The sequence below is a fragment of the Nocardioides sp. B129/18 genome (assembly GCF_055282735.1).
The window spans coordinates 252,231-263,784 of the sequence record NZ_JBUZJI010000001.1 but is presented as its reverse complement, the minus strand read 5'-3'; the positions used below and the strand labels follow the sequence as shown (position 1 = coordinate 263,784).

10 protein-coding genes and 1 tRNA gene are annotated in these 11,554 nt (G+C 73.1%); 9 read left to right on the top strand and 2 right to left on the bottom strand.

Annotation, left to right across the window (positions count from 1 at the left end; genetic code table 11):
- Nucleotides 1–20 precede the first annotated feature (20 nt).
- Nucleotides 21–1,079 carry a hypothetical protein gene (locus ACZDWJ_RS01375; RefSeq protein ID WP_463519112.1) on the top strand — a complete coding sequence of 353 codons (1,059 nt, stop codon included), beginning with the start codon at nucleotides 21–23 and terminating at the stop codon, nucleotides 1,077–1,079.
- A 243-nt stretch (nucleotides 1,080–1,322) separates the two neighbouring features.
- Nucleotides 1,323–1,532, top strand: coding sequence for a superinfection immunity protein (locus tag ACZDWJ_RS01370; protein WP_463519111.1), 210 nt, complete (start codon nucleotides 1,323–1,325; stop codon nucleotides 1,530–1,532).
- 58 nt (nucleotides 1,533–1,590) lie between these two features.
- Here ACZDWJ_RS01370 and ACZDWJ_RS01365 read toward each other — a convergent pair.
- A tRNA-Leu gene (locus ACZDWJ_RS01365) sits at nucleotides 1,591–1,674 on the bottom strand.
- 354 nt (nucleotides 1,675–2,028) lie between these two features.
- Here ACZDWJ_RS01365 and ACZDWJ_RS01360 point away from each other — a divergent pair.
- Genes ACZDWJ_RS01360 through pknB form a run of 7 tightly spaced genes read left to right on the top strand, consistent with a single transcriptional unit; the run spans nucleotide 2,029 to nucleotide 10,748 of the window.
- Entirely contained in the window at nucleotides 2,029–2,742 is a 714-nt protein-coding gene (locus ACZDWJ_RS01360) for an FhaA domain-containing protein (protein WP_463519170.1), read from the top strand.
- Nucleotides 2,735–3,211, top strand: coding sequence for an FHA domain-containing protein FhaB/FipA (locus ACZDWJ_RS01355; RefSeq protein WP_463519110.1), 477 nt, complete (start codon nucleotides 2,735–2,737; stop codon nucleotides 3,209–3,211). The genes ACZDWJ_RS01360 and ACZDWJ_RS01355 overlap by 8 nt, the downstream gene beginning before the upstream one ends.
- An 11-nt stretch (nucleotides 3,212–3,222) precedes the next feature.
- Nucleotides 3,223–4,542 carry a PP2C family protein-serine/threonine phosphatase gene (locus ACZDWJ_RS01350; RefSeq protein WP_463519109.1) on the top strand — a complete coding sequence of 440 codons (1,320 nt, stop codon included), beginning with the start codon at nucleotides 3,223–3,225 and terminating at the stop codon, nucleotides 4,540–4,542.
- 2 nt (nucleotides 4,543–4,544) lie between these two features.
- Nucleotides 4,545–5,945: an FtsW/RodA/SpoVE family cell cycle protein gene (locus tag ACZDWJ_RS01345; protein WP_463519108.1), complete on the top strand. Its 1,401-nt coding sequence runs from the start codon at nucleotides 4,545–4,547 to the stop codon at nucleotides 5,943–5,945.
- Nucleotides 5,942–7,441 carry a peptidoglycan D,D-transpeptidase FtsI family protein gene (locus tag ACZDWJ_RS01340; RefSeq protein WP_463519107.1) on the top strand — a complete coding sequence of 500 codons (1,500 nt, stop codon included), beginning with the start codon at nucleotides 5,942–5,944 and terminating at the stop codon, nucleotides 7,439–7,441. Before ACZDWJ_RS01345 ends, ACZDWJ_RS01340 begins: the two co-directional genes overlap by 4 nt.
- Nucleotides 7,438–8,964, top strand: a complete 1,527-nt coding sequence (locus tag ACZDWJ_RS01335; protein ID WP_463519106.1) for a protein kinase domain-containing protein — start codon at nucleotides 7,438–7,440, stop codon at nucleotides 8,962–8,964. The genes ACZDWJ_RS01340 and ACZDWJ_RS01335 overlap by 4 nt, the downstream gene beginning before the upstream one ends.
- The gene (pknB, locus tag ACZDWJ_RS01330; RefSeq protein ID WP_463519105.1) at nucleotides 8,961–10,748 is read left to right on the top strand and encodes a Stk1 family PASTA domain-containing Ser/Thr kinase; all 1,788 of its coding nucleotides are present in this window, start codon (nucleotides 8,961–8,963) and stop codon (nucleotides 10,746–10,748) included. Before ACZDWJ_RS01335 ends, pknB begins: the two co-directional genes overlap by 4 nt.
- Nucleotides 10,749–10,821: 73 nt before the next feature.
- Here pknB and ACZDWJ_RS01325 read toward each other — a convergent pair.
- On the bottom strand, nucleotides 10,822–11,554 hold a 733-nt coding region (locus ACZDWJ_RS01325), incomplete at its 5' end, for a DUF881 domain-containing protein (protein WP_463519104.1).

Sequence of the window (11,554 nt, the reverse complement as noted above, 5' to 3'; positions counted from 1 at the left end):
GCGCCGTCTACCGTCCCCGCGTGCCTGTCTCCGCCTCCCCGTCGCGCACCCGTGTCGACCGCTCCGCACGCCCCGTCCTGGCCGGCGCCCTCGCCGTCCTGTGCCTGGTGTCGGCGTGCCTGGTGGCCGGCGTCGTCGGCACCGCCGTGGCCGCCACCGACTCGCCGTCGGCGCGCGGAGGCTCGACGTACCGCACCAACTACGGCGGCACCCGGACGATCCGGGCCCACCGGGGCTCGGGACGCACGCTCTTCCGCACCTCGTTCTGGGCGGTGAAGGGCGAGCGCCGCTACGTCTCGACCCTCGTGCGCGCCTACCACCCGCGCAGCAGCCGCGACCGCGTGCTGATGGCGTCGGTCAACGTCCGCTGCTACCCCACCGCCGGCACCAGCTCGCGGGTCGGCGCCACCCAGAACACCCGCCGCGGCACCACCACCGAGCTGCGGGCCCGCACCGTCTACGTCGCTCGGAGCACCGGCATGGTGCGCTGCTTCGCCCGCGCCGGCGGTGGACGGCCACGCCCGCACGGCGGCTCGGGCAACGTCTGGACGGTGCGGCCGGGCAGCTACCTCGGCGTCGGCGCCCCGATGAACGCCAGCATGCGCAAGATCGACGTCTCGTCCCTGACCTCCCACCTGCTCGGGCGTCCGGGCTCCACCTGGACGCCCGTGGCGCGCACCGTCCGCCTCGCCGCCGGCACCACCCGCTTCCGCGTCGTCAGCGACGGGCGGCTCACGGTGTGCTCGGCCGTCGGCGGCAGCATGGACCCCACCACCCGCGGCCGGAACCTGTGCCGCGGCCACGTCACCCGGGGCGGGTCCTCCACCGTCGCCCACACCGTCAAGGTGCGCCAGCGTCGCTCCGACGGCTCCTGGTGCGGCGGCTGGCGCCTGCTGGAGCGCCAGCGCGAGGCCCACGTCAGCGCCCGGGTGCACCACCGGATGATCTACAGCCGCCACGCCGTGGCCGTGAACCCGGCCTGCACACCGGTCTTCGACGTCGTCGTCCGGCTGCGGCTGGTGCGCGGCGCCGACACCGTCGTCCACGCCGGATCGCTGACGACGCTGATCACGCGCTGACCATCTGCTGATCACGCGACCTGCGATCCGGTCCAGACCGCTCGGGGCCCGACCCATCCGCGGGTCGCGGAGGCGCCGAAGAGGGCACGTCGGCCGCGGCGCGCGATCTGGCCCTCCCCAGGACCCTGTTCACACAGCGCGCACGCGCCGCGGCCGACTGGGCCCGAGCCTAACCTCCACCCCACCCGGCTCTCCCCCGCGGGGGAGTCGAGCCCGCAGCCAGGTGCGAGGTTCCATGGAGCCATGGCCACCACCAGCTCCGCCGCGTCCGTCCGCCTCGTCCTCGCCTGGGTCCTGACCGTCCTCACCGGGGGCTATCTGCTCCCGTGGGCGATCGCCGTGACCCGCGGGAAGGCGAACTCCACCGCCATCGGCCTGATCACCCTGCTGCTCGGGTGGACCATCGTCGGCTGGATCGTGGCGCTGGTGATGTCGCTGCGCGCGCACCGGTAGCCCGTCGTCGCGGGCATGAGAAAGGCCCCGGGGGAGATCCCCGGGGCCTGACTGCCAGTGCGCGAGGGGGGAGTTGAACCCCCACGCCCTTTCGGGCACACGGACCTGAACCGTGCGCGTCTGCCTATTCCGCCACTCGCGCTAGCGGGCCTGAGGCTATCCCAGGCGCGGCGCCAGGACCAATCGGGAGATTGCGCGATCCTCGACCGCGCTCGGCCGCCGTCGGCTGCTGAGGGGCCCTCCGGGCGGACTTGGCACGCGACTTGTCTGCTTGGCGCGCGACATTTCGCGTGCCAAGCAGACAGTCACCCGGTCAGCCGGGTCATTGCCGCGAGCCCCCGGCACGCCCGACCCACACGCAGGGTGAGTGGCGCGGAACCGACGCCCCGTTACGATCGCCTCGCGTCCCGGACCAGCCGGGCCGCTCGGCCTGCCCGCCACGCATCTGCGCCGGCTCCTGGGTCGACGACGATGAGAGGAGGCGCTCGTGAGCGGGATGCAGCGGTTCGAGCAGCGTCTGGAGTCCCTCATCAACGGGGCGTTCGCGCGGGCGTTCCGGTCCGCGGTGCAGCCGGTCGAGATCGCGGCGGCCCTGCAGCGCGAGTGCGACAACAACGCGCAGATCCTCTCCCGCGAGCGGCGGCTGGTGCCCAACTCCTTCCACATCGAGCTCTCGCCGTCCGACCTCGAGCGCCTGGCGCCGTACGACTCCGCGCTGGCCGACGAGCTGACCCGGCAGGTGCAGGCGCACGCCGACACCCAGGGCTACTCCTTCCCGGGCCCGATCCAGATCGACTTCGAGCAGGCCGACGACCTCACCACCGGCCGCTTCCGCATCCTCAGCCGCGCCCAGGCGCGGGTCACCGGCACGGCCACCGACACGCAGGTGCGCCGGGCGCGGGCCTTCCTGGTCATCAACGGCAGCCAGCACCCGCTGCACCCGCCGGGCCTGGTGATCGGCCGCGGCACCGAGGCCGACATCCGCATCAACGACCCCGGCGTGAGCCGTCGTCACGCGCAGGTCAGCGTCGAGTACCGCGGGGCCTACTCCGAGCAGGTGCACGTCGAGGTCGTCGATCTCGGCTCCACCAACGGCGTGCTGGTCGACGGGCAGCGTCGCAGCCGCTCGCTGGCCGACGACGGCACCGAGATCCGGGTCGGCAACACGACGATGACCGTCCGCATCATCGAGGAGCGTGCCGGTGTCTGAGCTGACGCTGTTCCTGATCCGCGTCGCCTACCTGGCGATCCTGTGGATCTTCGTGCTCTCGGCCATCTCGGTCATCCGCTCCGACATGTTCGGCGCGCGGGTGCCCGAGGCCGCCCGGGGCGCGCGCACGCGTCAGGAGAAGGAGCGCAAGCCGAAGGCGCCGCCCAAGCGCCGCGGCTCGCCCACCCACGTGATCGTGGTCGACGGCACCAATGCCGGCGAGCGCGCCGAGCTGGGCGCCACCCCGGTGCTCATCGGCCGCGGCAACGACGCCGCCATCCGCCTCGACGACGACTACGTCTCGACCCGCCACGCCCGCATCGCCGCCTCCGGCGACCAGTGGTTCGTCGAGGACCTCGGCTCCACCAACGGCACCTACATCGGCAGCGTGCGCATCACCCAGCCCACCACCGTCACCGTCGGCACGCAGGTGCGCATCGGCAAGACGATCCTCGAAGTGCGGAAGTGAGCGGCGCGGACATGCTCCAGCTCCACTACTCCGCGCTCTCCGACGTCGGTCGGGTGCGCAAGAACAACCAGGACTCCGGGTACGCCGGCCCGTTCCTGCTCGCGGTCTGCGACGGCGTCGGCGGCGCGGCCCGCGGCGACATCGCCAGTGCGACGGCCATCGGCCAGCTGCGACGCCTCGACGTCGCCGTCCCCGACGACGACGAGAGCCACCACGCGCACGACCCCGAGGCGCTGCTCGGCGAGGTGTCCGGGGCGCTGCACCGGGCGCACGACCGCATCGCCGACCTCGTCGACGAGGACCCCGCCCTCATGGGCACCAGCACCTGCGCCACGCTCGTGCGCTTCGACGGCACCCGCGTCGCGGTCGGCCACGTCGGCGACAGCCGGGCCTACCTGCTGCGCGGCGGCCAGCTGCGCCAGCTGACGCGCGACCACACCTTCGTCCAGAGCCTCATCGACGAGGGCCGCATCACCGAGGCCGAGGCGCGGGTCCACCCCCACCGCAACGTCATCCTGCGGGCCCTCGACGGCCAGACCGAGCTCGAGCCCGACCTCTTCATGGTCGACCTCGAGGTCGGCGACCGCCTCCTGCTGTGCAGCGACGGCGTCTGCGGCGTCCTCGACGACGATCGCCTCGCCGCTCTGCTCGGCGACGGCACCCCCGACTTCGCCGCGGTCGAGCTGGTGCGCGCCAGCCTCGACGCCGGCTCCACCGACAACGTCACCAGCGTCGTCGCCGACGTCATCGACGAGGCCGGTGCGGCCGAGCGGGCCGACGAGCTCGCCGAGCTGCAGCCGCTGCTGGTGGGCTCGGCCGCCGAGCTGCGACGCCGCCTGCCGCGCGGGCGCCGCTCGGGTCGCTGGGCCAAGCCCGTCGAGACCGGCACGGCGCCGGGCGACGCCGTCGAGATGCCGGCCGCGGAGCTGCCCGACCACGCGATCGCCGCCGACCCGCCCGACCCCGAGACCGTCCGCTACGCCCCGCGCGCGCCCGAGCGCCTGGCCTGGCTGCGCATCCCGCTGCTCACCCTCGTGCTCGTCGGCGTCCTCTGGGTGGGCGGCGCCCTGGCGTGGTCGTGGAGCCAGCAGCAGTACTTCGTGGGCCAGCAGGACGGCGTGGTCGTCGTCTTCCGCGGCATCAACACCGACCTGCCGGGCCTCACGCTCTCCCACCCGTACGAGACCAGCGACCTGCGCGTCGACAGCCTCTGCGGCTTCGACGCCGGCCGCGTCCGCGACGGCATCAGCGCCGACGGCCTCGCCGAAGCGCAGAACACGGTGAAGACCCTCAAGGCCACCGCCGACTCCAGCTCCGACTGCGGGGAGTGACGATGTCGACCACCGGCGCCCTCGCCAACCCGCTGCTCGGCTTCGTCCACCGTCGACGCCGGGGCGCGGAGCTGTTCCTGCTCGTCCTCGCGCTGATCGTCGGCATCGGCGCCTACGCCGCGGCCGGCATCGGCGTGCAGGGCAAGGTCCCGCCCGACATCCTCGGCTACGGCGGCTGGCTGACCGCGCTGATCCTCGCCGCGCACGTCGTCGTCCGCCTGGTCGCGCCCTACGCCGACCCCGTGCTGCTCCCGGTCGTCGCGGCCCTCAACGGCCTGGGTCTGGCCGTCATCCACCGCCTCGACCTCGCCTCGCGGGACTCCGACGTCGCCGGCCGGCAGCTGACCTGGATGACGCTCGGCGTCGTGCTCTTCGCCACCACGCTCATCGTGCTGCGCGACCACCGCGTGCTCACCCGCTTCACCTACACCGCCGGCCTGGCCGCGATCGTGCTCCTCCTGCTGCCGCAGGCGCCGTTCATCGGCAAGGAGATCAACGGCGCGCGCATCTGGATCGGCATCGGCCCGTTCTCGCTGCAGCCCGGCGAGATCGCCAAGGTGCTGCTGGTCATCGCCTTCGCCGGCTACCTCGTGCTGCACCGCGACGCGCTGGCCCTCGCCGGACGCCGGGTGCTCTTCGTCGACCTGCCGCGCGGACGCGATCTCGGCCCGATCCTGGGCATGTGGGCCATCGCGATGGTCATCCTGGTCGTGCAGAGCGACCTCGGCTCGAGCCTGCTGTTCTTCGGCCTGTTCCTGATCATGCTCTACGTCTCCACCGAGCGTCCGGGCTGGCTGGTGGTCGGCGCGATCATGTTCGTCGTCGGTGCGGTGGCGGCGACGATGTTCGTCGGCCGCGTCGGCGACCGCGTCGACCTGTGGCTCGACCCCTTCGCCTACTTCGGCGACGGCACCAGCGACTCCGGCCGCCAGATCGTGCAGAGCCAGTTCGGCATGGCCTGGGGCGGCCTCATCGGCCGCGGCTTCGGCGAGGGCAGCCCGTGGCTGGTCTCCTACGCCAACTCCGACTTCATCATGTCCTCGATCGGCGAGGAGCTCGGCCTCACCGGCGTCATGGCGGTCCTCGTCATGTACGGCCTGATCGTCGAGCGCGCCCTGCGCACCGCCGTCATCTCGCGCGACGGCTTCGGCAAGCTGCTCGCCACGGGCCTGGCCGGCGTCTTCGCGCTGCAGGTCTTCGTGGTCGTCGGCGGCGTCACCCGCCTCATCCCGCTCACCGGACTGACGACGCCGTTCCTCTCCGCGGGCGGCTCGTCGCTGGTCGCGAACTGGGTGATCGTGGCGCTGCTGCTGCGCATCTCCGACCTCGCGCGTCGTCCCGTCCCCGATCTGTCCGGCGAGGACGAGCCGGACGAGGAGGCCACGCAGGTGATCCGACTGTGAACCGGCCGATCCGCACCCTCTCGGTGTTCTGCCTGATGCTGTTCCTGGCGCTGATGCTCAACGCCACGTACCTGCAGTACTGGCGTGCCGACTCCCTCGACCAGGACTCCCGCAACCGCCGGGCCGTCGACGCGTCGTTCTCCCAGGAGCGCGGCGCGATCCTCGTCGGCCGCACCCCCGTGGCGCGCAGCGTGCCGTCCAAGGACCGCTACGAGTACCAGCGCACGTACTCGCGGCCGCAGGTCTACGCGCCGATCACCGGCTGGTTCAACTACTACAACGCCCAGTCCAGCGGCTGCTCGAGCTGCCAGCAGATGGTGGAGCAGACCCAGAACAAGGTGCTCTCCGGCGAGGACGACAGCCTGTTCGTCAGCCGCCTGGTCGACCTCCTCTCCAACCAGCAGTCGAAGGGCGGCAACGTCGAGCTGACGATCGACGCCAGCGCCCAGCAGGCCGCCTACACCGCGCTGCGCAAGACCCTCGGCCCCGACGGCCAGGGGGCGGTCGTCGCGCTGCAGCCGCGCACCGGCAAGGTGCTGGCGATGGTCTCGCTGCCCAGCTTCGACCCCAACACCCTGGCCGACCACGACCTCTCGAAGGTCAACGCCGCCGCCAAGCGCCTGCAGGACGACAAGTCCCAGCCGCTCACCAACCGCACCATCCAGACCCGGCTGCCTCCCGGCTCGACGTTCAAGGTCGTCACCGCGGCCGCGGCCATCGAGGACGGCCTCTACACCAAGAACGACCTCGTGCCCGGCGGCGCCACCTACCAGCTGCCGCTCACGCGCGGCGAGACCGGCCTCATCGACAACGAGGGCCGCAACTGCGGCACCAGCCGCATCCCCTTCGCCCAGGCGATGGAGAACTCCTGCAACACCACCTTCGCGCGCCTGGGCGTCGAGCTCGGCGCCGACCGCCTGCGCAAGCAGGCCGAGGCGTTCGGCTTCAACAGCACCTACTTCACCGACCTGGTCCCGCAGGTGCAGTCGTCCTTCCCCGCGAAGGCCGACAAGGCGCAGGCCGGCCAGTCGGGCATCGGCCAGTACGAGGTCGCGGCCACGCCGCTGCAGATGGCCATGGTCGCCGCGGGCATCGCCAACGACGGCAAGGTCATGCGGCCCTACCTCGTCGACTCCCTGCAGAGCCCGGAGTTCGAGCAGATCGACTCCACCGAGCCCGAGCAGCTCTCGCAGGCCGTCAGCTCGAAGACCGCCTCGCAGCTCACCGACCTCATGGTCTCCACCGTCGACGAGGGCACCGCGAGCCCGGCGGCGATCCCGGGCATCCAGGTGGCCGGCAAGACCGGCACCGCGCAGAGCGGCATCCCGAACGTGCCGCCGTACGCGTGGTTCATCTCCTTCGCCCCGGCCGACGACCCCAAGGTCGCCGTCGCCGTCCTGATCCAGAAGGCCCCGACCGTCCCCCGCAGCGACATCGCGGGCGGACTCCTCGGCGGCCCGATCGCCAAGGCCGTGATGGAGGCGGTCATCAAGTGAGCACTGACGACGTCCGGTACGCCGACGACCAGCACCGCTACCGCCTCGACCAGCACATCGCCACCGGCGGCATGGGCGAGGTGTGGCGCGCCACCGACACGCTCCTGCACCGCTCGGTGGCGGTGAAGTCGCTGCGTCCCGGCTTCGCCGACGACCCCTCCTTCCGCGCCCGGCTCGCCGAGGAGGCGCGGCACGCCGCGTCGCTGCAGCACCCGAACATCGCCGCGGTCTACGACGTCGGCGAGCGGGTGCAAGGCGGCGTCCCACAGCCGTTCCTCGTCATGGAGCTCGTCGAGGGCCAGCCGCTCTCCGCGCTGCTGCGCGAGGGCCAGCCGATGGACGCCGAGGTCGCCCGCGACCTCCTCGCCCAGGCCGCGGCCGGGCTGGGCGCCGCCCACGCCCAGGGCATCGTCCACCGCGACGTGAAGCCGGCGAACCTGCTCATCACCGCCGACCGCCAGGTGAAGATCACCGACTTCGGCATCGCCCGCGCGGCCACGTCGGCGGGCCTCACCCAGACCGGCACCGTGCTCGGCACCCCGCAGTACCTCTCCCCGGAGCAGGCGCGCGGCAACCCCAGCACCGCCGCCTCCGACGTCTACTCCCTCGGCGTCGTCGCCTTCGAGGCGCTGGCCGGACGCCGTCCGTTCCAGGCCGACACCCCGGTGGCCACCGCGCTGGCGCACCTCCAGCAGCCGGTGCCCGAGCTGCCGGCCCACGTGCCCGCCGACCTCGCCACCGTCGTCCGGCGCGCGCTGGCGAAGGACCCCGCGCAGCGCTACCCCGACGGCGCGGCGCTGGCCGCCGCCCTGCGCGACCCCCGCACCGCCGCGGTCGCCCCCGTGCCCGCTCCGCCGATCGTCGACGACGCCCCCACCGCGGTGCTCGGCGCCACGAGCGTGCTGGCCGGCGCGGGCGTCGCGGCCGGGCTGGGCGCCAGCGGACCGCCCACCGCCTCCACTCCGGTCACCCAGGGCGTCCCGCCGGCCGAGCCGCGGCGTCGCTCGGCCGCCGTGGGAGCCCTCCTGGCCCTGCTCGCCGTGGCCGCGGTCGTCGGCATCGTGGTGCTGGTGATGATGCTGGGCCGCGACGACGAGCCGCAGCAGGACGCCGCGCCGCAGGACACCCCGTCGGCCACGCAGGAGGACACCCCCACGCCCTCCCCGAGCGAGGCCAGCCCCAGCGTCGAGACCATCGACGTCCAGAGCTCCGACTACGAGGGCCGCGACTACCGCGAGGTGCGCGAGCGGCTCTCCGACCTCGGCCTGAAGGTCGTGCTCAACGAGCTCGACAACGACGGCACCCAGACCGCCGGTGCCGTCGAGCGGGTCTCCCCCGAGGGCGAGCTGGTGGCGGGCGACTCCGTCACCGTCTCCTACTACGGCGCCGCGCCCCAGCCGACGCCCACGCCGACCCCCACCCCCACTCCCACGCCGACCCCCACCCCCACTCCGACCCCGACGCCCACCCCGGCTCCCGGCCAGGCTCCGGGCCAGACCACGCAGGGAGGCACCGGCGGATGAGCGATCAGCCGATCATCGGCGGCCGCTACGAGCTCGGCGAGCTGCTCGGACGCGGCGGCATGGCCGAGGTGCGCAAGGGCACCGACACCCGTCTGGGCCGCGTCGTGGCGGTCAAGCGCCTGCGCACCGACCTCGCCAGCGACGCCACCTTCCAGGCCCGCTTCCGTCGTGAGGCGCAGTCGTCCGCCTCGCTCAACCACCCGGCGATCGTCGCGGTCTACGACACCGGCGAGGAGCCGGCCGCCGACGGCTCGGGCATCCAGCAGCCCTACATCGTCATGGAGTACGTCGCCGGCCGCACGCTGCGCGACATCCTGCGCGAGGGCCGCAAGATCCTGCCCGAGCGCGCCCTGGAGATCACCAGCGGCGTGCTCTCCGCGCTCGACTACAGCCACCGCGCGGGGATCATCCACCGCGACATCAAGCCCGGCAACGTCATGCTCACGCCCAGCGGCGACGTCAAGGTCATGGACTTCGGCATCGCCCGCGCCATCAGCGACGCCGCGTCGAGCATGACCCAGACCGCCGCCGTCGTCGGCACCGCGCAGTACCTCTCCCCGGAGCAGGCACGCGGCGAGGCCGTCGACTCCCGCTCCGACGTCTACTCCGCCGGCTGCCTGCTCTACGAGCTCCTCGCCGGCCGTCCGCCCTTCGTCGGCGACAGCCCCGTGGCCGTGGCCTACCAGCACGTGCGCGAGCAGGCGCTCCCGCCCTCGGACCACGACACCGACCTCACCCCCGAGATCGACGCCATCGTCATGAAGGCGCTGGCCAAGCGGGTCGAGGACCGCTACCAGTCGGCCGCCGCGATGCGCAACGACATCGAGCGCTACCTCGCCGGGCGGCCCGTGCAGGCGCAGGTGCCGCCGCCGATCGCCGCGGCCCCGCTGCCGCCGGTGACGCCGCGTCCGGTGCCGGTGGCCGAGCCCACCGTCGCCACCCCGCTGCCCCGCGCCGACGACGACGGCCCGCGCATCGGCTTCCTGCTCGGCCTGGCCGCGCTCGTCATCGGCATCATCGTCGCGGCCGTGCTGCTGTGGCCCAAGCTCTTCCCGTCCGCGCCCGAGCAGACCCAGGTGCCGAACGTCGTGAGGATGACCGAGGACGCCGCGAACGCCGCACTCGGCGACGCCGGACTCACCGTCGGCACGGCCAGCTTCGAGCCGTCGGACACCGTCGCGCAGGGCAAGGTGATCTCGCAGGACCCCGCCGCCGACTCCTTCGTCGACCCCGGCTCCACCGTCACCCTCACGATCAGCTCGGGGCGACCCGAGGTCGCGATCCCCGACGTCGTCAACCAGATGCAGGAGCAGGCGAAGGCGAGCCTGGAGGAGCGCGGACTCAAGACCCGCTTCCAGGTCGTCGAGTCCGACGAGCCGAAGGGTCAGGTGCTGCGCACCGACCCCGTCGCCGGCAAGGAGGTGTCGTCGGGCTCCACCGTGGTCGTCTACTACTCCGACGGCCCGGAGGCGGTGCCGGAGGTCGTCGGCCTCACCGAGGCGCAGGCGCGGGCCCGGATCATCCGCGCCGGCTTCAAGCCGATCGTCCGCGACGACCCCACGAGCACCGAGAAGAAGGGCACGGTCACCGACCAGAGCCCCGACGCCGGCCAGACCCAGGCCCAGGGCAGCGAGGTGAACATCTTCGTGTCCACCTACGAGGAGCCCACCACCGATCCGTCGGCCTCGCCCTCGGACGGAGCCACCGACCCGGCGAACCCGGGCGCCGGCACGGGCGGAGGCGGGGCGCTGCCGGGGCTGGGACGCAGAGGCGCGCCGTTCTGACCGCTGGTCGGCACGGCCGGCCCAGCTGGGGGACTCAGCTCAGGGACTCAGCTCTGGGACTCAGCTCTGGGGCTCAGCTGACGGGCTTGGCGTAGGACAGCGAGAGCACGTCGTCGTAGGCGGGCGCCTTCACGTCGGCGTCCTCGAGCGACCAGCCGATCTGCACGCGGGAGTCCTGCGACTGCGCGATGTAGCCCTGCAGGTAGGGGTCGGCGGTCAGGGAGCTCTGCAGCGCGCCGGGGTCGCCGACGGCGGAGATCACGTAGGGCTGCGGGTAGGGCACGCCCTGGATGGTGATCGAGTTGCCCTCGCACTTGATGGCGCTGATGGAGACGATGCGCTGCCCCTGCACGGTGACGGCCCGCGCGCCCGCGCGCCACATGGCGTTGAGCACGGCCTGCACGTCCTGCTGGTGCACGACGAACCAGCGGTCGTCGAGGCCGTCGTCGTCCTTCGGCACCGGCAGCGGGCTGTCGCTCAGGGTGACCTTCACGCCGGCTCCGCGCACGGGCTCGAGGCCGGCGGGCGACTTCAGCTCCGCGGTGCGCTGCTGCAGGCGCGCGACCTGGGGGTCGTCGACGGCGGCGGCCAACGAGGCGACCTCGCCGTTGAGGTCCTGCACCTGCTGGCGCAGCCGCTCGTAGGAGGTGGACTCCGCCCGCACCAGGGACGCGACGTCGGTGTAGCGGCCCGGACGCAGGTCGGTGCCCTGGCTGCTGGCGGCGCTCACGGCGAACAGCGAGCCGGAGAGCAGGAGCACCACCGGGGTGCCGACGCGCCACGCGGTGCGCCGGCGGTAGTGGGGG